Below are 22,819 nucleotides of genomic sequence, written 5' to 3' on the forward strand. Positions count from 1 at the left end.
AGCTTAACCTTAGAACCCGAATTAGTAGATAAAATAATAGCAACCAATGGTAATGCTGAACTCAAAATTATTGGCAGAAGTCAAGGGGTTCAGAAACATATATATTTTAAAAGAGATCAAAAATGATTACTAATAAAGAAACAAGAAATTTTAATCAAGAAATATCATACCGCCAAGCCGAATCAGGCGAACATTTCATAGAAGGATATGGAGCGGTATTTAACCAAAGAAGCCGTATAATCGTAGAAAACGGAAAGAAGTTTTATGAGGTAATTCGCCCATATGCTTTTGATAAAATTCTAGCAACAAACCCTAATGTTATAGCGTGTGTTGACCACGATAAAAATAAAATGTTAGGGCGTACTCGTAGTGGTACATTAGCCTTGGTTAAAGATGGCAAGGGCTTAAAGTACATGATTAATATCCCAAATACAGCTTTAGGGAATGACATTGTTGAACAAATCAAACGAGGAGATTATTTTGAATCTTCTTTTGCATTTGGAACTTTTAAAGCTGACGTAAAATGGGGACGTGCTGAGGATGGTATTGCTATTCGCTATGTTGAGAATATCTCAGCTTTAATGGACGTATCCATTGTAAGAAATGGCGCTTACGCTAATACGGATATTGCCCTAAGACAATTAGCAGAATTTGAAGGCTCAAAAACTACTACAAGCAACCGTGACGAAAGAATGGTTGATTTAATTGCTACCAATCCTAAACCGACCGAAGAAATCGAACTTCCAAACTACAATATTTGTAAGGCTATTCGTGAACTTGGTTTTGGTGGTAGAGATAGTTTGACTGGTACTGAACTTGCCACCCAACAGGAAGCCTTGAAACTTGGGCTTAGAACAACAGGTTTATTAATTCCTCCAAGCGTTATTAATTATCGTGAGGGCATTAATTCAACTACCGGATTAAAACTAATTCATGAAAATACGGCTTCGGACTTGGATATTATCGTACCTCGCCCAATTTATAAGCAATTAGGTTGTCGTATTATGGACAACCTTAGGGGTAAGTTAGGTTTGTTACACAAGGAACACACTAAAGCGGTTTGGTATGAGAATGAAGAAGAACCAATTATTACAAATGACCATTTAGTTGATAAACCATTAAAAGCGATTACCGAACCTACAAGAATTGGGATAACCGACATATTCCCAAAAGAGCTATTAATGAATATCAATCCTGAGGTTTTTAATTCAATTATTAGTGACATGGTGGCAGGTATTGATACTACCATAACCAAAACTGTTTTGGACACAATTAAACAACACCCAGACATTTTAAATTATAATAGTGGTAATACGCCCCAAGCATTAACGGGAATGTTGTTAACAATGTTGGAAGCACAAATTGAGCCTAATGGTATATTTGTAATGAATCGTGATGTATTTGCCAAAGGGAAAGTGACCAATAACGGTACAAGAACTCAGCAAATATTAACAGGTCATTTTTCAAGAGGTAAAACCTTTGATGATTACCCAGCTATTGGAACTTCTCTAATGGGTGGAACCAAAACAGATTCAAGCTTAATCTATGGTGACTTTTACCGTGCCATTGTTGGTTTGTGGAGAGGAGTTGAAATCCTCATCGACCCATATACTTATCAAAGACACGGATTGGTTGAAATTACCGTTAACCGCCTTTGTGATATAGTAATTCGTAACCCAAAGGCATTTGTGAAATGTACCAAAATTGATTCTACTCTGTAATAAAAAAGGGGCGTAAAAGCCCCTTATTTTTTCTGATACTCTTGAAATTACTTCTTCTCAATTTTTACTAGCCTATCAGCCCTTAAATCCCCATAAAATTTGTGCCTAATATTTGTAGATTTCCCAATAGCATATTGATGACCATTTGGTGAAATGAATAAATTCTTGATTACGCAAGCCCCATACTTCGGGTGCTTAAATTCATCACCAATTTTAAAACCGTTATAGGTCTCTTTAATTCTGATACGCTTTTTAGTGTCATTACCTACGTAGGATGGAGCAACGGTAGTTACTTTTTGTTTTTCCTGTTTGGTTTCAGCCGTAGCGTTGTCCTGCTTGTCCTTAGTAGTTTTACTTGTAGGTTTGGTAGGGGTTGTTTGTTTTACTGTCTCCTTGGACTGCTTTTCTGTTTCGTTTACTACTTTCCCCATTTCGATAACTTTGTTTGTACGTTTATTCATGATACTAGCGATTTATGTTTGATTAACTATACCGCTAAATACGTTCAAACGTGCAAGACCACAAAGGAATAGACAATCATTTCTCCTTGACAGTCAACCCCATTACTCCCACCTCATCAGTAAATAAAAATGAAATGGGTGTAAAAAATTTCTTCCTACTCCCATCTTCTGATTTATATGATTTTAGTTGTTACTCTTGAACACTTAAAGTCCAAAATACTGGACATATTTACTTTGCCCCTTTACCGTTAGGCTTTTCAATGTTCTGCATTTCCTTCTTAACAATCTTAATTTCCTGAGTAAGTTCCTTTTCTTCAAAATTTGGATTTATATAATCTTTACATCCTCCCCAAGTAGAAATAAAATAATCATACTTTTTTCCATTTATTAATTCGATGGTAACTTTTGTAGGATACCCCTTTCCTTCAAAGGCTGGCAAAGAAGAAAAATCAGTATTGGGATTATCAATGTATACTCTATTGACTGCACTCTTAATTTGAACTTTTAAAATAGATGCAATGCTGCTGTAATGGTTTAGGCTAGAATAGTCTTCAACTCCATCAGTTAAAATCACATGCTCTTCTCCTTTCTCATCCTTTTCAAATCGGTATGAATTTTTAATATTTTCTATTTGGGTTTCAATTGAAACTTTCTCATTTGTCCAATAGTCAACTTTATTAACGGCAGCAACCATCTGATTACTTAACTTTCTTTGAAATTGATCCAAATTATTTACTGATATTTTACCCTTAGTTGCTAACCATTCCAATCTGTCTAAATCTTCATCTAATTCTTCAATTCTATCCGTAGCTTTCTCAAATTCTAGAGATGCCTTTTCAAACTTAATTTCTAACTTTTTCAAAAATCCTTCACCCATGTTAACAGGTCCAATTTCATTCATAGCATGATACATCAGGCTATTAAGATTATCTATGTCTACATTCCTTGTCTCACATGCCTTCCCCGATGAGATTTTCTGTTTAGATCTCCCCAAACAAATATAGGCGTTACTTCTTCCTGGGTTTCGATGTAAAAATAAAGCCTTTCCACACTTTGAACATTTTACTATTCCTTGCAGAATATTAACATTTTTACTAGAATTATCTTTCCTGTTTGTATTTTCGATAATCTTCTTCTGAACCCTTTCCCACCGCTCTTTTGAAATATACGGAATGCAATCAGAAGGTAGTGGTAATAACTCACCTTTAATACTCTTGTCAATTCCTATTCTCTTACCATCCTTATCTTTCAAATGCACAAAATGTCGATACCTTCTTTCACCATAGTAGATTGGATTTTTCAGTATATGCAAAACACTCGTTCCTACCCATTTATTTTTTATTCTCTTTTTTGGATCTAATTTGTTTAAGACATCAGCAATTAATTCAACTCCCATATCTGTGTCAAGATACAATTGGAATATTTTTAAAACCAACTCTCCCTCTTGGTCATTTCTTTCTAATCTTTTATCCACATTCTTAAAACCAAAAGGTGGTTTAGCCTTTGTACCCCCTTCACGTATATGTCTATCAAGTCCTGATTTACTTCTCTCAACTATGGTCTCTCTTTCAATTTGGGCAAAACCAGAAAGAACACTTAAAATGATCATGGTTACAGGTTTTAAATCACCATTTTCATCCAATGAATTTAAGTCATCCTTATTTATATAAATATTGATTCCTTTTTCAGCAAATTGATTGACGGTCTTGATAACATCAGCCATTTTTCGACCGAGTCTACTAAGCTCCCAAATTAATACGTGCTTTATATCATTCTTCCCTATAAATTCTGTCATTTCATTAAATCCCGCACGATCTTCACCTTTTACCTTACCACTAATTTTATCTTCAAACTCCTGTAACACCCTGTATCCTTTATAATTTGCATATTTCTTTAATGCTACAATCTGGTGGGCTGAATCTTGTTCTAACGTACTTACTCGTGTATATATAACGGCATTTTCCATAGTAAAGAATATTTAATTATTATGCCCCTAAGTTAGTATAAATTACTTCGGAAATTGTATGATGTGGAGAACGAAAGGGACGCTGCGTCATTAATGAACTGTCCTTCTCCAAAGTTCCTGCTACGGAATGTATCTTGGTTGTTTCCAAAGCTTCCTGCAAACTAAGCGGTGGCAGAATGCCTGGAATTCGTTTGGCCAACATGGTTTTTCCTGCTCCCGGCGGGCCAATCATGATGATGTTGTGACCTCCGGCTGCAGCAATCTCCAATGCTCTTTTCACATTTTCCTGGCCTTTTACATCGGCAAAATCATGAGGAAATTTATTCAGATGAGCATAAAACTCTGCTCTTGTATCGACCTTGGTGGGTTGAATTTCTGTATCTCCTTTCAAAAATCCAATTACCTCACTGATGTTATCGGCCCCATATATTTTTAACTTGTTCACAACGGCTGCTTCACGCGCATTTGCTTTGGGAAGAATCAAACCTTCGAATCCTTCCTCCCTGGCTTGAATTGCCATAGGCAGCACTCCCTTTATGGGCACTAAACTGCCATCAAGCGACAATTCGCCCATAATCACAAACTTCTCCGGTTTTTCGCAAGAGATTTGTTCCGTTGCAGTTAAAATTCCAATGGCAAGCGGTAAATCGTAAGCCGATCCTTCTTTTCGAATATCAGCAGGAGCCATATTAATAATGATCTTTTTCCCTGGAATTTTGTAACCTACTTCGCGCAAAGCAGAATCGATTCGTTGCTGACTTTCCTTCACAGCATTATCGGGCAATCCAACAAGGGAAAAGCGTACGCCAGGAAAAACATTTACTTCAATGGTAATTGTAGTGGCATGAATGCCGTATACGGCACTTCCATAAGTCTTAACAAGCATATTTTGATATTCTTATATAGATAGAATGATTCTATGAATATAACAATAATCTGCAATCAATCAAAACATAATTCAAATTACAAAACTACAAATGGAATTGAAAATGAATATTTTCGCAACTTCACCGTCGTGTCTGTTAGTATTTCTGGAGTTAATTTATCTAGCTAAAACGGTGTGTTAGACAGTTTGATCAAACATATCAAAATTTTCATGATGAAATGCCAATCACCAACAAAAATGAAAGTTTTCGTGAAGGTGGAATTAGAACTATACGTCGGTACATCATTGTATTGCCCATTGAATTTTACAACTTTTCTGCCTTTCCACTATTCAAACTCTTCAAGACTTTCAGAAAAAAAGCTGCAACAGAAATCTGCTACAGCTTCAAATATTTTTTTGAATTTACCCTTATTTCATCTTCGCTTCAATGTACTGAATCAAGCAGTGAATTACTTTGATGTGAATTTCTTGTACTCTATCAGAATAAGCTTTCCAAGGCACTCTAATTTCAACATCACACATTTCAGCCATTTTCCCACCTGTTTTACCTGTCAAACCAACAACAGTCATTCCTTTTTCCTTAGCAGATTTAATAGCATTTATCACGTTAGCCGAATTTCCTGAAGTACTGATTCCCAAAAAAACATCCCCTTGCTGTCCCATGGCTTCAACATATCTGGAAAAAATGTAATCGAATCCATAATCATTAGCAACACAGGTAATATGGCTAGGATCTGAAATGGCAACAGCTGCCATTCCTGTGCGATCATCGCGAAAGCGACCTGTTAATTCTTCAGCAAAATGCATGGCATCGCACATTGATCCACCATTGCCACAAGAAATTATTTTGCCTCCTTTTTGAATGGTTTCAGCCATGGCTTCACCTGCTTTTTCAATGGCTTTAAAGTTCTCTTCGTCGGCCAAGAACTCATTTAAAACAGCTTGAGCATCAAGAAAACTTTGTTTTATATCGTTTATGATCATGTTTTTTAATTTTTACCAAAAATACGAAACGAAGCGAGTAATTAAGAATAATGACTTATAAATTAAAAATGGACTTTTCAAGTTTTATTTCTAAGTTTACTCATAAATCCAAAGTTTAATACATGCTACCAATAAAACAGAGACTTTACGAAGTAATTTTTGAGGCCGATACCAGAATAGGAAAGTTTTTCGATCTTGCCTTACTCATTGTTATTCTGCTTAGTATTCTGTTTGTAATGTTGGAAAGTGTTCCTTCCATCGAAAACAAGTATCATGATTTTTTAAAAATCGCAGAATGGATTATTACGATAATATTTAGTTTGGAGTACATTCTCAGAATTTGGATTGTAAGACACCCTCGAAAATATATTTTTAGTTTTTATGGAGTTATTGACCTACTGTCGGTACTACCAAGTTATTTGGCACTGTTTTTTGCCGGCACACAAGGCTTAATGGTAATTCGTGCGCTTCGACTGCTTAGGATTTTCAGAATTTTAAAGCTAAATCGATATTTAAAAGAAAGTGCAGTCATCATCCGAGCCTTAAGAGAAAGTCGCTATAAAATATCCGTTTTCTTATTTGGTGTATTAACACTGGTCATTATCATTGGTACGGTAATGTATTTGGTAGAGGGAGCCGAACATGGTTTTACCAGCATCCCACGTAGTATTTATTGGGCCGTAGTTACTCTAACCACGGTTGGCTACGGTGATATCTCACCTGTTACCTCGCTGGGTCAGTTTTTAGCCAGTATGGTAATGATTATTGGTTACGCAATTATTGCTGTTCCCACTGGGATTGTAACAGCCGAACTTACCAAGCACAATACCAAAGAAACCTCAACCCAGGTTTGCCCCGAATGTTTGTCGGAAGGACATAATCATGATGCAAAATACTGCAGCGAGTGCGGAGCGAAACTGAACTAATTCAGAACCGATTTTTTACATTTTTTAACCTATCGATCCTTGTGAATTATCGAAGCAAATTCAGATTTTATAGGTATATTTGTAGGTCTCTTTAAACAACAATGAATAATGGAAATTATTTTGTTGAAAGAAGAATAACAATCACCTATACCACTTATTAACAACAAGGTATAAAACAACTTATTATGGGATTTACTAGCGGTTTCTTTAAAAAACCTCAACATAAGAGATTTAATTTGCAGCCTCGTTATTGGGATCCTGCCAAGGAAGAAAGAGAAGAGCGTGAACGAAGAGTTAAATCAGAACTTGGAATTAAGGATGAAAATGGACAGTACATTCCCAATATAAAGGGGAGAATGAAAAGTGAACTGCGCCATAAATATTCTGATGCAAGAGGTACCAGACAAAAATCAAATGTTCGATTAATTATCATCTTTGTGATTCTTGCCGTTGCAGCCTATGTATATGTTTTTGGTTGGGATGAGTTGATAGAAAAGATTATTGGTGGTATGGAGAGTTTAAAATCTAATCGCTAACATCAAATTTCAAACTTATATATGTCAGATTTGATACAGATACTGCCAGACAACGTTGCCAACCAAATTGCAGCGGGTGAGGTAGTACAAAGACCGGCTTCGGTGGTAAAAGAGCTTGTTGAAAATGCGATAGATGCCGGTGCTGGTTCCATAAAAATTAATCTAAAAGACGCAGGTAAAACCCTAATTCAGGTTATTGATAATGGGTGCGGTATGTCGGTTACAGATGCTCGACTGGCCTTTGAACGACATGCAACCTCTAAAATACGCAAAGCTGGTGATTTGTTTGGTATTCGTACCATGGGATTTCGCGGTGAAGCTCTGGCTTCCATTGCGGCTATTGCCAATGTTGAACTAAAAACCAAACGAACCGAAGATGAGCTGGGAACTCATATTGTAATTGATGGGTCCGAATTGGTTTCGCAAGAAGCCTCAGCTTGTAGCGATGGCAGTAACTTTATTGTAAAAAACTTGTTTTTCAATGTTCCTGCTCGTCGTAAATTCCTGAAAGCAAATTCAACTGAGCTTCGAAATATCATTACGGAATTTCACAGAATCGTGCTATCACATCCTGATATTGCATTTACATTAATTCACAACGAAAGTGAAGTTTACAATCTTCCTGCATCGCATATTCGTCAACGAATTATTAATGTTTTTGGGAAAAGTATGAATTCCCGTTTAATCAGCATTAATACCGATACAAGTATTGTAAACCTTACCGGATTTATTGGGAAACCCAAAAATGCAAAGAAAAATACCGGAGAACAGTTCTTTTTCGTGAACAATCGTTTCATGCGACATCCTTATTTTTACAAGGCTGTTATTCAGGCTTACGACAAAATTTTGCCTCCGGAAACCATTCCTCCGTATTTTATCTTTTTCGAGGTAGATCCTAAAATTATCGATATCAACATTCATCCAACCAAAACGGAAATAAAGTTTGAGGATGAAAGAGCGATATACCAAATTATTCAGGCTTCAATTCGCGAGGCATTGGGAAAATTCAATATTGTTCCTTCTATCGATTTTGATGAAGATACAAGTCTGGAAATTCCTGTTGCAGATGAAAGCACCGAGGTAGAAGCTCCAATGATTAAGGTTAATCCTGAGTTTAACCCATTTGAAGCAGAATCGAACTACAACCCTTTTGATTCCGAAAAGAGTTACAATCCTTTCGAACAATCGGCAAGTTCAATCGAATCAAATCCATTTTTCCAGGAATTCAAAGCCAAAAGTCCCGAACCTTCTGCAAATAGAGCTCCTAAAAAGCAAGTTCCAGATGATTGGGAAAAATTATACGAAGATCAAACTCCTAAAGAAGAAGTTATTGAAAAACAGCCTGTAATCGACAGGGAAAATATTCCTGATTATTTCCAGGCCCCAGAAAATCCAATGGCTCAGCAACCAAAACTTCAGGCTGTAGATCAACCTCAAAAGACAAAGAATTTTTTCCAACTGAAAAACAAATATATCCTAACGCCTATCCGATCTGGTTTAATGATTATCGATCAGAGAAAGGCTCATGAAAGAATTTTGTTTGAAAAGTTCATAAGTTCCCTGGAAAATCAACAGGGAATTGCACAACAAACCTTGTTTCCTCAAACCATTGAGCTAAATGCTTCTGATTACACTCTTTTACAAGTGATTTTAGAAGATGTTAAAGCTTTGGGGTTTGACATTAGAGAATTTGGAAAGAAAACTTTCGTGATTAATGGAACTCCAGCCGATATTCAGAATTGTGATCCAAAAGAATTATTGGAAAACCTATTGGCGAACTATAAAACCAATCAGCTGGATGTTAAACTGAAAGTGAGAGAGAATTTGGCAAAATCATTGGCTAAAGCTTCAGCTGTAAATTATGGAAAATCGCTTACCAACGAAGAGATGAGTTCCATTATCGATCAGCTTTTTGCTTGTAATGTTCCAAACTTTACACCTGATGGAAAACCTGTAATTTCAGTTTTGGAAACTCAAGAATTGGAAAATCGCTTTAAATAAGAGTAGAAATTCTACAAACAAGGCTTTTAGCCTGACAAACTGTCTTGCAATTATGGACCGAAGCCTGTAATTTTAAATTGGTCTGACTATTGTTAGACTTCAACTGAATTTTAAAAAGCATATCGAATGACAAACTATAGACCTCCACTGTTGAATTTACCTCCAGTGGTTAAAAATCTTTTGATCATAAATGTGATCGTATTTCTTGGCGCTTCTGTAGTTGGTAGCAAATTTGGCTTTGACATAGATCGTATTTTGGCCTTACACTTCTTCAAGTCAGAATACTTCAGGCCGCATCAATTCATCACCCACATGTTTATGCATGGAGGAATTGGTCATATCTTTTTTAACATGTTTGCTTTATTCATGTTCGGACGTGTATTGGAGAGTGTATGGGGACCAAAAAGATTTTTAACTTACTACCTAATTACAGGAATTGGAGCTGCATTACTCCACACCTTGGTAAATTGGTTTGATTACATGTCGATGAAGAATGCATTAGATGCATTTGTAAATACACCATCTCCTGATTTACTGTCTCAATTTGTACGTGAACATGTTGGACCAGTAAGACCTTGGGTGCATGACTTCATTAATCAATGGGCAGAATATCCAAACGATGCAAATACTACAAGTCAAGCAATCGACCTTGCAAAAAGAATGTTAGAAGGAAGCATAAATGTTCCTACCGTTGGAGCTTCAGGTGCTGTTTTTGGAATTCTTTTGGCCTTTGGTATGTTATTCCCAAATACAGAATTGATGTTAATATTCCCTCCTATTCCGATTAAAGCAAAATATTTTGTAATTGGCTATGGAGCTATTGAATTGTACATGGCTATTCAAAATAATCCTACCGATAACATTGCACATTTTGCCCATTTGGGAGGTATGATATTTGGCTTTATCCTGATAAAATATTGGCAGAAGAATTCGAAACGTTTTTATTAAATTAAGTACAATAAAAATTAAATAAGGAAGTTTATATCGATAATGAAGATTGATTATGAGCATGAACTTTAACAATCCATATCAGAGCTATTCCAATCAGAACATTTGGGAAGGAATCAAAAGCTCATTTAAAGAAGGAAGTAATCTTACCAAGTTAATTTACATTAACCTGGGCTTATTTCTTGTTATAAAACTTGTGCAGATCGTTGGCATGCTAACGGGCTCTGATATTGATGATGTGATTGTTCGCCAATTAATGGTTCCTGCTTATCCTGAATCTTTAATCAGGCAACCCTGGTCGGTATTCACCTATATGTTTCTGCATACAGAATTCATGCACATTCTAATGAATATGCTTTGGTTTTTCTGGTTTGGCAGAATATTCTTAACCTATCTCGATCAGAAAAAGCTTTTAAGTGTTTATTTAATTGGTGGATTAACCGGAGCAGCTATTTATATATTCTCCTATAACATTTTCCCGGCACTACAGGAGGCTAAATTCATTGCCTACGCTTTAGGTGCATCAGCATCCGTTATGGCAGTTGTTTTTGCCGTTGTTGTGTACGCACCAAATCATATGATTCACTTGATATTTATTGGCCCTGTAAAAATAAAATTCATCGCTCTGTTCTTTATTGCCATGGATTTACTTTACCTGTCGGAAAGTGTAAATATTGGCGGACATATTGCGCATTTGGGCGGAGCATTTTATGGTTGGTTATTTATTTCTCAATTACGCAAAGGAAAAGATATTTCAAGTGGATTTAATTCTATAATGGATTCATTTTTTGGTTTATTCAAGCGCAAAAAGAAGATGAAGGTGAGTTATAAAAACACTCGAAAAATGTCTGATGAAGAATACAACAAATCAAAGAAGGTAAACCAGGAAGAATTAAACCGAATCCTGGATAAGATCGCTAAATCGGGATATGATAGCTTAAGCAAAGAGGAGAAAGAAATTCTATTTAAATCAAGCAATCAAAAGTAAAACCTACATTGAAAAATTTCCTCCATAAAGCCCTGGTTGCATTTAGTCTGATTTTTTCAGGCTCCTTGCTTATTTCTTACATCGCTCCCCATATTAGTCCCGAGGATTTTTGGTTACCAGCCTTTTGGGGCTTAGCGTACCCTTATTTGCTGTTGGCAAATATAATTTTCGCAGTTTATTGGATGCTTAGAAGGCGTTGGAGTTTTCTAATCCCATTGCTTGTGATAGTAATAGGCTATGGTCATCTGCAAAATTTTATTCAAATCAACAGATCAAATTCGGAAGAAAGCAAGTCGCAATCCATTAAAATAATGACTTACAATGTTAGAGCTTTCGATAAATACGAGTGGAGCAAAGACAAGAAAACACCAAATAAAATGGTGGAACTATTAAAGCAGAACAAAGCTGATGTTTATTGTTTTCAGGAATTTCATAATACACGTAACGGATTACTTAGTCTGTACAACCTTAAAAAAAACACTGCTTGTAAATATTTGTCTTTAGGAAAAAAGGCCAATGGAGTAGCCATTTTTTCCAAGTATCCAATTGTGCGAAAAGGAGAAATTAAATTTGAAAAAGGCAATTGGTGTAATGCCATTTATGCCGATATTAAAAAGAATGGTAAAATTATAAGAGTTTATAACCTTCATTTGGAATCGAACCGATTGGGAGGTAGAAATTATGCTTTCATCAACAAAAAAGAGTTTAAGGCCGACGAAGAGGAATTAAAAGAAATTAAAGACATTTCGTTCCGCCTACAACATGCTTTTATCCGCAGAGCCAAGCAGGCAGAAATCATCAGGGGACATATCGCTAAATCGCCTCATCCAACAATTGTTTGTGGTGATTTTAATGATACAGCACAATCCTATACCTATCACAAAATTAAAGATGGATTAATCGACTGTTTTAGAGAAAAAGGCATAGGTATTGGAACAACTTATTCTGGTGATTTTCCCTCTTTTAGAATTGATTTTGTGCTGCATGATGAGAAAATGATATGCCACAGCTACAAGCGAATCAAGAAAAAATATTCCGATCACTTTCCAATAATCACAGAACTTAATTTTGTAGAGAAATAAATTAATTCTTTAAAACCAATTCGCGTGTAGAAACGTGAATATTATAATCTTTGGTTTGATATTTAGCTACAATATTCAAGGTAGTATCCAATTTTAACTCCGAATCCAACAGGAATTCATAACGGGCTGATCCCCCTTTTGCATAATAGGGTTTTGCAGCAGGTGGAATATATTTATCCTTCATTAACTCTGTGATATAGAACACCACATTTTTCGAATAATTACTCAGAAATAATTTCAGAATGATCCGATCTGATTTTTCCAATTTTTGAATCTCAATTTCAGGAAATCTCTCACGCAAACTGCCATCGCGCTTATATTCCTTGAGTCCAATTCCAGGCTGGCCTCTCATGTAAGGAGTTTCAGCCCAAATTTTACCATTGGCATAATACTTTTTCTGAATCCCATCTTTTTTATCATTGAGGTATGGTGTTAAGCTATAGATATTCCCATTTTTGTGATATTTTTTAGCAACACCACTCTTCTCATCATCAACATACATGATTTCATCACTCAATGCTCCTGAAGAATAGTAATATCGGGTAACTCCATTACGAACACCATTTTGATAGCTAATCTCTGCTGATAACCTGTTTTGCTCATCGTACTTCTTCACCACACCATTTTCCACAAAACCCTGATCTTTCTTGGAACTACGATCAGTTTTTTGCTCGCAGGCAAATAAAATTAAAGCAAAAAGGAATATAAATTTATATTTCATCAGGAGATTCTTAGTTAGTGCTACCCATAAAGAATATGAGTTATTCCCAATAAAAATATATTAAACATTGAAAACTTAAAAATTATTCCGTAACAAATAAGCTACATTAACTTTTTTCTCTTCAAAAGATATGATTGCAGTACATTAGCAAAATCCTTTCGGATGTCGGCTTCAATTAAATCGATAGAAAACTGATTACACAACAAATTCAATTCTGTAAAGAACTTTTGCTGCTCTTTCTGATACATCTCCTTAATATCAGTCGGGTTTAGTTTTAGACTTTCACCTGTTTCCAAATCTACAAATTGACTAGGGCGATTCTCAAAATTAAAATCCAATTCCAATTCATGATCACGCACGGCAAACAGAATTACCTCGTGTTTGTTGAATCGTAAATGTTGCAAGGACTCCATGATTTCCTTTGGCGTTTCTGTTCCTGTAAAATCAGAAAAAACAATCACCAGCGATCGTTTGTGTAATCCTTCAGCCAAATGATGCAAGGTATCTGCAATTTTGGTTTCCCTATTCTTTCCTATCTCTTCTTCATTGTACACCTTATGCAAGTGAGAATACATTAATTGAGCATGAGTAAGAGATAGTTTAGATGGAGTTAAAAGATCTATTTTATCCGAAAAGGTACAAAGCCCCACAGCGTCACGCTGCTTTCTTAACAAGTGAATTAAGGCTGCAGCACACAAAACAGAATACCCTAATTTGCTTTGATACTTGTTTTTATATGGGAACAACATCGATGATGATGTATCCATAACAATATGAGCTCGGAGATTGGTTTCTTCTTCGAATTGTTTGACGAACATTTTATCGCTACGGGCATACAGTTTCCAATCAATATGCTTGGTTGATTCTCCTTTGTTATACAAACGATGCTCGGCAAATTCAACAGAAAAACCATGGTAAGGACTACGATGCAAACCAATAAGAAATCCCTCGACAATTTGATGTGCCAATAATTCCAAATTATCGAATTGTTCGAACTGTATCAGGTCAGATAATTGCTTTACCATTTTAATTTTTCAGATAAAAAAAGGGCATAGATAAACCTCTATGCCCTGAATATTTTTATACTCTTATTACAATAGAGCATCAATTTTTTCTGCCAAGCTTGATTTTGGAACTGCTCCAACTTGCTTATCAACAACTTCTCCTCCCTTAAAGAAAAGAACCGTAGGAATATTACGGATCCCAAATTTAGCTGAAGTTGCAGGACTGCTGTCAACATCCAATTTGGTTACTACGATTTTTCCATCGTAATCAGTTGCCAATTCGTCTACAATTGGACCAACCATTCTACATGGACCACACCATTCTGCCCAAAAGTCCACCAATACTGGCTTATCTGATTTCAAAACAACTTCTTCAAAATTAGAATCGTTTACTTCAATTGTCATGGTAATCTATTTTTTAGCGTTTATGTATTTTATTTAAAACTAGTGCAATTTAATTAATTTTGAATTTAATTTCCGAATTATTTTCAAAATATTCTATTAATTCATTGGTTAACTCAACCCGATAACTCCTCGAAAACATTTTCAAAGCTTTCTTTCCTTTATCAAAAATTTCAAAGTTAAGTTTCATACTTCCCTTGTTCTCATCAATGCAGTTCACAATCTCGGTAACCAATTCATCTGTTAGTGCCGTTATGGGAATTTCCAATGTAAACTCTTTTGCTTTCTTTTCAAGAACTTCGGAAAGCATCATGATATTTTTCACCTTAAATTCTAACTCTGTAGAATCTTTAGGCCAGGATCGAGTTTGAACTCTACCGCTAATGTAAATGGAAAGGCCTTCAACAAAATAATTTCCAAACTCAATAAAATCTTTACCAAAGAATGCCAATTCATATGAATCCGAAAAATCTTCTATTCCAACAATGGCAAAAGGATTTCCATTTTTGGTTGTTCCTCTTCTAATCGCAGTAATCATTCCTGCTACATTAACATCCTTGTTGGCAAAACTTTCAAACTCAGAAGACAAGTCCGATAAGCTAGCATTACAAAAGTTATTAATGGTTGTCTTAAAATCATCCAAAGGATGCGCAGACAGGTAAATACCAATTAATTCTTTCTCTTTATTTAAGCGTTCAAGTTTTCCCCACTCTGCACATTCTGGTGCTTTCGGAGGAGTAACAACATAATCGTCTACTCCACCAAACAAAGTTTGTTGATTGTTTAACTTTTCAGCCTGAAGTTTATTCCCATACTTCACCAAGTGCTCCATAAAGGTAACATCGGTTTCATCTATTTGAAAATACTGACTTCGTTTTAACCCGAAACTATCAAATCCACCCGACATGGCAAGATTTTCAAGCGTTCGTTTATTTACTGATCTTAAATTTACACGTTCTACAAAATCAAAAATATCCTTGAACGGTCCATTTTTTCTCTCCTCAATAATATCGTGAACGGCCTGTTCTCCAACTCCTTTTACTCCCGCCATTCCGAAACGAATCTCACCATTCTTGTTTACTGTAAATGTTGAATAAGATTCATTTACATCTGGCCCAAGTACTGGCAAGCCCATACGTTTACACTCATCCATAAAAATGGTCACTTTCGTGATATCGGATAAGTTACGAGACAGAACGGCTGCCATAAATTCTGCCGGATAATGAGCTTTAAGGAAACCTGTTTGATAAGCAATATAAGCATAACAAACCGAGTGAGATTTGTTAAAAGCATACTTGGCAAACGCCTCCCAGTCTGACCAAATTTTCTCAATTAACTTATCGGCTTTGGCATTATCACCGCCAACACCTTCCATAAATTTTGGATTATCATGACATCCATTGATAAATTCAACCTTCAATTTATCCATCATGGCAATGATCTTTTTACCCATCGCTTTACGCAAGGAATCGGACATACCACGTGTAAATTGCCCCAGCGCTCTCGACTGGAGCATCACCTGCTCCTGGTAGACTGTAATTCCATAGGTATCTTTCAGGTAATCCTCCATAATTGGATGATCATATTCAATCTCCTCTTCTCCATTTTTTCTTCGGATAAAAGAAGGGATGTACTCCATTGGTCCCGGACGATACAAGGCATTCATGGCAACCAAATCCTCAAAACGGTTTGGTTTCAATGCTCGTAAATGCTTCTTCATCCCAGGGGATTCAAACTGGAATATGGCAGTTGTTTCTCCACGACTGAATAGCTGGAAAGTCTTTTCGTTTTCAAGGTCAACATTGTTGATATCAACATCAATTCCTTTGGAAAGTTTTACATTGGAAAGTACCTCCTTAATAATGGATAAGGTTTTCAAACCCAGGAAGTCCATTTTAAGCAATCCGATATCTTCAACAAAACGACCATCGTACTGAGTTGTTAGCAGTTCCTCGCCTTTGGTTGGCATCACCGGCAAATGCTCGTCAAGCGGATTTTTTCCAATTAAAACCCCGCAGGCATGCACCCCGGTTTGTCTTACTGATCCTTCCAATGCTTCTGCAAACTTAATGGTTCTTGCAATCAATGGATTTGGCGAATCTTTTTCTTCCAGAAGTGCAGGCTCTTCTTCATAAGCCTTCTTAAAACTCATTTTTGGTGCTTCAGGAACCAGTTTGGCAAGTCGATTGGCTTCAGCCAAATCCAAACGAAGCACACGCGCCACATCCTTAATGGAACTCTTTGTAGCCATTGTTCCAAAAGTACAGATGTGCGCTACTTTATCATGTCCGTATTTATCGGTAACATAGTCCAATACTTGCTGACGTCCATCATCATCGAAGTCGATATCCACATCGGGCATCGAAATACGATCAGGATTCAGAAAACGCTCAAACAGCAAATCATATTTAATTGGATCCACATCGGTAATGGAGATACAATACGCAACAGCTGAACCAGCAGCCGAACCACGACCAGGACCAACAATTACGCCATTGTCTTTTGCCCAGTTGATGAAATCCTGTGTGATCAAGAAATACCCAGGGAAACCCATGGTTTTAATAGTATTCAACTCAAACTCCAGCCGTTCAACAACACTATCTTCCAACTCTTCACCATACCTCACTTTCGCACCTTCGAATGCAAGATGTTTCAGGTAATCAGCCTCAAGTTTTATCTGCAGCACTTTATCGTAGCCACCTAGTTTCTCGTATCGCTCTTCCTGAAACTCCTCTTTTAAGGCAGCCTCAGGAAACTTTTCTTGATATTCTTCTACCGTACCAAACTCCTCGGGAATATTAAAAGGAGGCATAATAGGATTGGCATCAAGCTCATAAGCTTCTACTTTTTCTGCTATTTCCAAGGTGTTGGCAAGTGCTTCGGGTACATCGGCAAAGAGCTCATTCATCTCTTCGGTAGTTTTGAACCACTCCTGTTTGGTGTAACGCATACGAGTCGGATCATCGTAATCACGTCCTGTACTCAAACAAACCAACACGTCATGAGCTGCTGCATCTTCTGCATTTATAAAATGAGAATCGTTGGTTGCAATTACTTTAACACCCAATTCTGCTGCCAACTCTCGAATTACTTTATTTACTCTTACCTGATTTTCCCAGACATCTCCTTTCAATCGAGGATCGTCGTTTGGATGACGCTGAATTTCCAGGTAATAATCTTCACCAAATACATCTTTGTACCAAAGTATGGTTTCTTTTGCCTTATCGATACTACCTGCCATGATATGCTGGGAAACTTCTCCTCCAAGACAAGCACTACTTACAATCAAGCCCTCGCTATATTCTTCAAGCAGCTCCTTATCGATACGCGGTTTGTAGTACATCCCATCGGTATGTGCAATAGAGGTTAACTTTAACAGACTTTGGTAGCCTTTATAGTCTTTGGCCAGCAAAACGAGATGATTCCCGGATGCATCGACCTTATTTTCCTTGATTAAATGTCCACGTTTCGCAACATAGGCTTCCACGCCAATAATTGGCTTTATTCCAGCCTTGCTACATGCTACATGGAATTCTTTAATCCCAAACATGCTACCATGATCGGTTAAAGCAACAGCAGGCATTCCATCTTCTTTTGCTTTATTTGCAATTGCTGCTGTTTTAGCAGCTCCATCGAGTATGGAATATTGCGAATGAACATGCAGATGAACAAAGGCTTGCTGCATTGTTATATTTTTCGCTGCTTCTTTCCTTTTTCTATCTTCCTTGTCGATGGAGATTTCGTCGAAAGCAGTATTTACCTTGAAAGATTCATACTTGATTCCAACCAACTCAATGGTATCGGGATTATTGATTTTAAATGCCTGAACCTGCTCAGCAGACATTCTATGAATTTCCTGTCCTAATCCATCAACTCTTATCAATTCGAGAAAACAACGGGAAGTTGCCTCAACATCGGCTGCCGCGTTGTGGGCTTCAGCAAATGGAACGCCAAATAATTTGGTATGCAGTTCGGTAAGCGTAGGATTTTTAAGTTGTCCTCGTCTTTTTAAATCACAAAACTCCTTGCTACCCGTCATGGTATCGATCTTTGGTGCTCTTACAAGCTCCTGCTCTTCCATTTCGCAACGTAGCAATTCGCAACCAACAATGTTAATATCAAAAGAAACATTGTGCCCAATGATAAATGTAGACTTTCTTACATCCTCCATAAAATCAAGAAGGGCATCTTGAAGTGGAATTCCTTTTTCGTGAGCGATTTCCGTTGAGATACCATGTACTGCAACAACATCATCAGGAATGGTATATCCATCGGGTGTAATTACATGATTTTTGGCAAATAGAAAGTTCCCCTCAATATCATGACATTGCCATGCCAACTGCACCATTCTTGGCCAGTTGTCAAAATCATCTAAAGGTGCTTTCCACTTTTTGGGTAAGCCTGTAGTTTCGGTATCGAATATTAAAAACATCTCAGTATCAGGAATTTTACATTTTAAGCTCACAATGGGAGCCGAAATGCGAAGATAAGGAATTAATTTATGTGATTTGGAAGAATAAACAGTTCTTTGACGTCCTTTCGGATCAGATGGGTTAGCGCAATGATTGAATAAAGCTTTCGGCAACCAGCCTCAAGCTGCAAGCTGTTTTGAAGTACGTAGTTTTGACTGCAATTATTTAATTCTTCGTAATTCGTAATTGCGAATTCGTAATTATATAAATGTCCGAACAAAGAGTTTACCTCTCAATTTCGACTGCGTGAGGGATTGAAGTGGAAAGCCCGGAGGGAGGAACGAGCGAGGACTTGCAACGAAAAGCCCGACCCGAAGGGACACGCCCGGATATCAGCTGTAAGATTTGAAGCTATGGTTCAAAGTTGGGGGATCAAGCTGTAAACAGCTCTAAAAATGAAAGTTACCCATCCAAAATATTCTTAAACAAGCTATTTCGAAACCAAAATAAAATTGTATCTTTGTCGCGCTTATAAATCGTGGTATGTATACCACAACTATAATGTAGGCAAATTATTAATCTTATTATTAAAGAGTTATGCCAGTAAAAATTAGACTAGCAAGACACGGTCGTAAAAGACGTGCATTCTACCACATCGTGGTAGCAGATAGCAGAGCGCCACGTGATGGTAGATACATTGAGCGTATTGGATCTTATAATCCAAACACCAATCCTGCTACAATTGACCTAAATTTTGACAAAGCCTTAACATGGCTTGGTAATGGTGCTCAGCCTACCGACACTGCAAGAGCAATTTTATCTTACGAAGGTGTAATGATGAAGAAGCACTTGTTAGATGGTGTTAAGAAAGGTGCTTTTGATGAAGCAACTGCAGAAGAAAAATTCCAGGCTTGGAAACAAGAGAAAGAAGCTAAAATCAACGCTAAGAAAGATGGTCTTTCGAAAGCTGCTGCTGATGAAGCTCAAGCTCGTTTAGAAGCAGAAGCTAAAATTAGCGCTGACAGAGCAGAAGCTATCGCTAAGAAAGCTGCTGAAGCTGAAGCTGCTGCTAAAGCTGAAGAAGCAGGCGAAGAAGCTGCAAACGAAGAAGGAGCTGAAGAAACTGAAGCTTAATTTGAATTGCATGCTTAGAAAAGAAGATTGTTATTTAGCTGGAACCTTTACTAAAACTCATGGAGTTAAAGGTGAATTGGTTGCCAAAACAAACGGTGATCTTCTTGAAAGAAATAAATTGGAATCAATCCTCGTCGATATCGATGGAGGATTGGTTCCTTTTTTCATTCCTAAAAATGGGATGAACTCGAGAAATCATTCGAGTGTAAGGATTTTATTGGAAGATATGGCAACGGAAGAAAAAGCCAAAAGATTTATTGGTTGTGATATCTATGTTCCAATGAAAGATGTACCAGACTATATTGAAGAACAAGACGAACTGGATCCTAATGTTTTAATTGGATTCACCTACGAGGATGAAGAAAAAGGTGAACTGGGTGAGATTGTAGATATTCAGGATTTTGCAGGCAATATTGTTATGGTAGTAGAAATTAATGGCGAGGAAGTGATGATTCCTTTTGCCGACGAAAACTTCATCGACCTTGATGAAGAAAACAAAACCATTGTAATGGAAACTCCTGATGGTTTGCTTGATTTATACCTTGAATAGTTTAGTGCCTTGAGTACTTAGAGTTAATTATTCGACTCCTATTCTACCTGATTGTTAACCGATTACTACTAACTGTTTACTGTTTACCGATTACTGCTAACTGTTTACTGTTACCCCACTACTTCTTTTTCAAATTCGCGAATTCTGATTTTTAAAGTTTCCGGTACAGGAATACTTTCTCCTAGTTTTTGACTGTAGCCAACCATAACCTGTGAAGTTTTAGTTTTGATTTCGCCAGTAACAGAATCGACAATATTTTGGTACAAACCAACGCTTTTATTGCCTAGTTTATGAATTCGGGTATGCACTTCGATTTTATCCTGCAAAGTAATTGACGACAAGTAATCAATTTCGAGATGTGCTAAAACAAGAGCTGAATTATTCCAATCGATCACCTGACCATATACCTGCTGAAAATAATCCATCCTGGCCAGATCCAAATAACTTAACTGTACGCCATTATTGGCATGTCCCATTAAATCGATATCTCCAAAACGAACTTGTATTTTCTTGATGTGCCTGAATTCCATTTGTATTAAATTTTGGACGAAGGTAAGAAGTAATTATAAATTATGAGTTATGAATGTTGAATTTAGAATCGTACTTCAAGCAATTTAAATCACCGAATTTGATACCTGATAATCCACAAATAAAAAGTTAGGTGCAACTTTTGGCTGAGTTGTTCGTCCTTTAAAAAGTACGAAACGATTTATAATCTAAAACCATAACATATGAAATCAAAACGTATTACTTCCCTTATTGCAATTTTTGCTTTGTTATTAAGCAGTACTATTGCTTTTGCTCAAAAAACCGAAGATCGAAAAGTAAGCTCTTTCGAATCAATCAGCCTTTCAATTGCGGCCAAAGTTTATGTGAGTCAAAATGAAAAAACATCTGTAAAAGTTAAAGCTTATGCCGATGATTTGGATGAAATTATTACTGAAGTAGATGGTTCAACTTTAAAGATCAAGCGCAAAAAGAACAGAGGATGGAATTGGAATACTCGTTCATTCAAAAAAGTTGAAGTTTACATTTCAACTCCTAATGTTGAAGATCTAAGAATTTCAGGATCAGGAAACATTATTGCAAAAACTCCTATCGAATCTGCCAGCGTTGATTATGCAATCAGCGGAAGTGGTAACATTATTATCGATAAGTTGAAAGCCGATAATGTTGAGTGTCACATTTCAGGTTCAGGTGATATCCGTTTAAAAGGAGAATGTAAAGATGAACTTGAAATTCACATTAGCGGATCGGGTGATATTGAAGCTGGGTATTTCGAAGCAAAAGTTGCAGACGTTCATATTTCGGGATCCGGAGATTGTAAAATTTATGCTTCGGAAAGTATAACTGCTCGAGTTGCCGGTAGCGGTGATATTTATTACCGAGGAAATCCTAAAGATGTTAACTGTAAATCTGTAGGATCAGGATCGATTAAATCGGTTGGAGAATAATATAAGTATACATATAAAACAAAACCTCTCAGAAATTAATATGCTGGGAGGTTTTTTTATTCTTACTTTCGAAGGATTTGAATTTCACCTCCTACTCCAATTTTGATAATGCTTGAAGCACTTGCTTTTTCAATATCATCTTGTCGGTACTCCACCACATAATCAACCAGCTCTTTCAATTCCTCGTTGATTTCAGAAAAATTTGCAGGCGATGGATCTCCACTAATATTAGCTGAAGTGGAAACAATTGGCTTTTTAAATCTTTGAATCAGATTCTGAGTAAATTCTTCATTTGTGATACGAATGCCAATGGTTCTATCTGAATTGATCAAGTTTGGCGCCAGATTCTTTGCTCCCGGATAAATCAATGTCATTGGTTTATCGTTGGCTTCAATCAAATCCCAGGCTATTTCCGGAACCTCATCAACATATGAATTCAGTCTGTTAGGATTTTCCATCAACACCAACATGGCCTTGCAATCCTCACGCTGTTTAATTTCATAAACCCTTTTTACTGCATCGGCATTTGTAGCATCACAGCCAATTCCCCAAATGGTATCGGTAGGATAAAGAATTACGCCTCCCGATTTTAAAACCTCTAGTGCTTTGTTAATGTCGTTGTTCATAGTGAATGTGTTAATGT

At 36.7% G+C, this 22,819-nt stretch carries 20 protein-coding genes; 10 read left to right on the forward strand and 10 right to left on the reverse strand.

Annotation, left to right across the window (positions count from 1 at the left end; all coding sequences use genetic code 11):
* The first annotated feature begins 122 nt into the window (after positions 1-122).
* Entirely contained in the window at positions 123-1,721 is a 1,599-nt protein-coding gene (locus NQ163_RS11890; RefSeq protein ID WP_268190539.1) for an HK97 family phage prohead protease, read from the forward strand.
* A gap of 47 nt (positions 1,722-1,768) precedes the next feature.
* Here NQ163_RS11890 and NQ163_RS11895 read toward each other — a convergent pair whose 3' ends face one another.
* From NQ163_RS11895 to lpcA, 4 genes are all read right to left on the reverse strand, one after another.
* Complete coding sequence (locus tag NQ163_RS11895) at positions 1,769-2,182, reverse strand: hypothetical protein (RefSeq protein WP_268190540.1); 414 nt, start codon at positions 2,180-2,182, stop codon at positions 1,769-1,771.
* A 229-nt stretch (positions 2,183-2,411) separates the two neighbouring features.
* Positions 2,412-4,148 (reverse strand): recombinase family protein, encoded by a 1,737-nt coding sequence (locus tag NQ163_RS11900; RefSeq protein WP_268190541.1) that lies wholly within the window; start codon positions 4,146-4,148, stop codon positions 2,412-2,414.
* A 19-nt stretch (positions 4,149-4,167) separates the two neighbouring features.
* Positions 4,168-5,034 carry a YifB family Mg chelatase-like AAA ATPase gene (locus NQ163_RS11905; RefSeq protein WP_268190542.1) on the reverse strand — a complete coding sequence of 289 codons (867 nt, stop codon included), beginning with the start codon at positions 5,032-5,034 and terminating at the stop codon, positions 4,168-4,170.
* Positions 5,035-5,442: 408 nt separating this feature from the next.
* Positions 5,443-6,018 carry a D-sedoheptulose 7-phosphate isomerase gene (gene lpcA / locus NQ163_RS11910; protein ID WP_268190543.1) on the reverse strand — a complete coding sequence of 192 codons (576 nt, stop codon included), beginning with the start codon at positions 6,016-6,018 and terminating at the stop codon, positions 5,443-5,445.
* 122 nt (positions 6,019-6,140) lie between these two features.
* Here lpcA and NQ163_RS11915 point away from each other — a divergent pair, with 122 nt between their 5' ends.
* The 6 genes from NQ163_RS11915 to NQ163_RS11940 all read left to right on the forward strand — a co-directional run bounded on the left by NQ163_RS11915 (position 6,141) and on the right by NQ163_RS11940 (position 12,499).
* Positions 6,141-6,944, forward strand: a complete 804-nt coding sequence (locus NQ163_RS11915; protein ID WP_268190544.1) for an ion transporter — start codon at positions 6,141-6,143, stop codon at positions 6,942-6,944.
* A 185-nt stretch (positions 6,945-7,129) separates the two neighbouring features.
* On the forward strand, positions 7,130-7,480 hold the full coding sequence (locus tag NQ163_RS11920; protein ID WP_268190545.1) for a hypothetical protein: 351 nt from the start codon (positions 7,130-7,132) through the stop codon (positions 7,478-7,480).
* A gap of 21 nt (positions 7,481-7,501) precedes the next feature.
* Positions 7,502-9,481, forward strand: coding sequence for a DNA mismatch repair endonuclease MutL (gene mutL / locus NQ163_RS11925; protein ID WP_268190546.1), 1,980 nt, complete (start codon positions 7,502-7,504; stop codon positions 9,479-9,481).
* 126 nt (positions 9,482-9,607) lie between these two features.
* Positions 9,608-10,429 (forward strand): rhomboid family intramembrane serine protease, encoded by an 822-nt coding sequence (locus NQ163_RS11930; protein ID WP_120238338.1) that lies wholly within the window; start codon positions 9,608-9,610, stop codon positions 10,427-10,429.
* 55 nt (positions 10,430-10,484) lie between these two features.
* Positions 10,485-11,417: a rhomboid family intramembrane serine protease gene (locus NQ163_RS11935; RefSeq protein WP_268190547.1), complete on the forward strand. Its 933-nt coding sequence runs from the start codon at positions 10,485-10,487 to the stop codon at positions 11,415-11,417.
* A gap of 221 nt (positions 11,418-11,638) precedes the next feature.
* Positions 11,639-12,499: an endonuclease/exonuclease/phosphatase family protein gene (locus NQ163_RS11940; RefSeq protein WP_268190548.1), complete on the forward strand. Its 861-nt coding sequence runs from the start codon at positions 11,639-11,641 to the stop codon at positions 12,497-12,499.
* A gap of 1 nt (position 12,500) precedes the next feature.
* Here NQ163_RS11940 and NQ163_RS11945 read toward each other — a convergent pair whose 3' ends face one another.
* The 4 genes from NQ163_RS11945 to dnaE all read right to left on the reverse strand — a co-directional run bounded on the left by NQ163_RS11945 (position 12,501) and on the right by dnaE (position 19,058).
* On the reverse strand, positions 12,501-13,220 hold the full coding sequence (locus NQ163_RS11945; RefSeq protein WP_268190549.1) for a toxin-antitoxin system YwqK family antitoxin: 720 nt from the start codon (positions 13,218-13,220) through the stop codon (positions 12,501-12,503).
* A 101-nt stretch (positions 13,221-13,321) separates the two neighbouring features.
* Positions 13,322-14,245, reverse strand: coding sequence for a DUF58 domain-containing protein (locus tag NQ163_RS11950; protein ID WP_268190550.1), 924 nt, complete (start codon positions 14,243-14,245; stop codon positions 13,322-13,324).
* A gap of 66 nt (positions 14,246-14,311) precedes the next feature.
* A complete protein-coding gene (gene trxA / locus NQ163_RS11955) occupies positions 14,312-14,629 on the reverse strand; it encodes a thioredoxin (RefSeq protein ID WP_054716587.1) in 318 nt (105 codons plus the stop codon).
* A 49-nt stretch (positions 14,630-14,678) separates the two neighbouring features.
* On the reverse strand, positions 14,679-19,058 hold the full coding sequence (gene dnaE / locus NQ163_RS11960; protein WP_268190551.1) for a DNA polymerase III subunit alpha: 4,380 nt from the start codon (positions 19,056-19,058) through the stop codon (positions 14,679-14,681).
* Between the two features lie 577 nt (positions 19,059-19,635).
* On the opposite strand from dnaE, the gene NQ163_RS11965 reads away from it, so the two are divergent.
* Positions 19,636-20,172, forward strand: coding sequence for a 30S ribosomal protein S16 (locus NQ163_RS11965; RefSeq protein ID WP_120238333.1), 537 nt, complete (start codon positions 19,636-19,638; stop codon positions 20,170-20,172).
* 10 nt (positions 20,173-20,182) lie between these two features.
* A complete protein-coding gene (gene rimM / locus NQ163_RS11970; protein ID WP_268190552.1) occupies positions 20,183-20,722 on the forward strand; it encodes a ribosome maturation factor RimM in 540 nt (179 codons plus the stop codon).
* Positions 20,723-20,832: 110 nt separating this feature from the next.
* Here the strand turns inward: rimM and NQ163_RS11975 are convergent, their stop codons facing one another.
* Positions 20,833-21,252 carry an acyl-CoA thioesterase gene (locus tag NQ163_RS11975; protein WP_268190553.1) on the reverse strand — a complete coding sequence of 140 codons (420 nt, stop codon included), beginning with the start codon at positions 21,250-21,252 and terminating at the stop codon, positions 20,833-20,835.
* Positions 21,253-21,453: 201 nt separating this feature from the next.
* Between NQ163_RS11975 and NQ163_RS11980 the strand changes: the two genes are divergently transcribed.
* Positions 21,454-22,176 (forward strand): head GIN domain-containing protein, encoded by a 723-nt coding sequence (locus NQ163_RS11980; protein ID WP_268190554.1) that lies wholly within the window; start codon positions 21,454-21,456, stop codon positions 22,174-22,176.
* Positions 22,177-22,238: 62 nt separating this feature from the next.
* Here the strand turns inward: NQ163_RS11980 and NQ163_RS11985 are convergent, their stop codons facing one another.
* Positions 22,239-22,802 (reverse strand): L-threonylcarbamoyladenylate synthase, encoded by a 564-nt coding sequence (locus NQ163_RS11985; RefSeq protein ID WP_268190555.1) that lies wholly within the window; start codon positions 22,800-22,802, stop codon positions 22,239-22,241.
* Positions 22,803-22,819 lie beyond the last annotated feature (17 nt).

It is taken from the genome of Marinifilum sp. D737, from assembly GCF_026672275.1.
Lineage (GTDB): Bacteria > Bacteroidota > Bacteroidia > Bacteroidales > Marinifilaceae > Marinifilum.

Bases quoted from the DNA above. Each gene is read 5' to 3' on its own strand.
- NQ163_RS11905 (WP_268190542.1), bottom strand. From the start codon at position 5,034: ATGCTTGTTAAGACTTATGGAAGTGCCGTATACGGCATTCATGCCACT.
- NQ163_RS11935 (WP_268190547.1), top strand. From the start codon at position 10,485: ATGAGCATGAACTTTAACAATCCATATCAGAGCTATTCCAATCAGAAC.
- NQ163_RS11915 (WP_268190544.1), top strand. From the start codon at position 6,141: ATGCTACCAATAAAACAGAGACTTTACGAAGTAATTTTTGAGGCCGAT.
- NQ163_RS11945 (WP_268190549.1), bottom strand. From the start codon at position 13,220: ATGAAATATAAATTTATATTCCTTTTTGCTTTAATTTTATTTGCCTGC.
- rimM (WP_268190552.1), top strand. From the start codon at position 20,183: ATGCTTAGAAAAGAAGATTGTTATTTAGCTGGAACCTTTACTAAAACT.
- NQ163_RS11895 (WP_268190540.1), bottom strand. From the start codon at position 2,182: ATGAATAAACGTACAAACAAAGTTATCGAAATGGGGAAAGTAGTAAAC.
- NQ163_RS11900 (WP_268190541.1), bottom strand. From the start codon at position 4,148: ATGGAAAATGCCGTTATATATACACGAGTAAGTACGTTAGAACAAGAT.
- mutL (WP_268190546.1), top strand. From the start codon at position 7,502: ATGTCAGATTTGATACAGATACTGCCAGACAACGTTGCCAACCAAATT.
- NQ163_RS11980 (WP_268190554.1), top strand. From the start codon at position 21,454: ATGAAATCAAAACGTATTACTTCCCTTATTGCAATTTTTGCTTTGTTA.
- trxA (WP_054716587.1), bottom strand. From the start codon at position 14,629: ATGACAATTGAAGTAAACGATTCTAATTTTGAAGAAGTTGTTTTGAAA.
- NQ163_RS11985 (WP_268190555.1), bottom strand. From the start codon at position 22,802: ATGAACAACGACATTAACAAAGCACTAGAGGTTTTAAAATCGGGAGGC.
- NQ163_RS11920 (WP_268190545.1), top strand. From the start codon at position 7,130: ATGGGATTTACTAGCGGTTTCTTTAAAAAACCTCAACATAAGAGATTT.
- NQ163_RS11975 (WP_268190553.1), bottom strand. From the start codon at position 21,252: ATGGAATTCAGGCACATCAAGAAAATACAAGTTCGTTTTGGAGATATC.
- NQ163_RS11890 (WP_268190539.1), top strand. From the start codon at position 123: ATGATTACTAATAAAGAAACAAGAAATTTTAATCAAGAAATATCATAC.
- NQ163_RS11965 (WP_120238333.1), top strand. From the start codon at position 19,636: ATGCCAGTAAAAATTAGACTAGCAAGACACGGTCGTAAAAGACGTGCA.
- dnaE (WP_268190551.1), bottom strand. From the start codon at position 19,058: ATGTTTTTAATATTCGATACCGAAACTACAGGCTTACCCAAAAAGTGG.
- NQ163_RS11930 (WP_120238338.1), top strand. From the start codon at position 9,608: ATGACAAACTATAGACCTCCACTGTTGAATTTACCTCCAGTGGTTAAA.
- lpcA (WP_268190543.1), bottom strand. From the start codon at position 6,018: ATGATCATAAACGATATAAAACAAAGTTTTCTTGATGCTCAAGCTGTT.
- NQ163_RS11950 (WP_268190550.1), bottom strand. From the start codon at position 14,245: ATGGTAAAGCAATTATCTGACCTGATACAGTTCGAACAATTCGATAAT.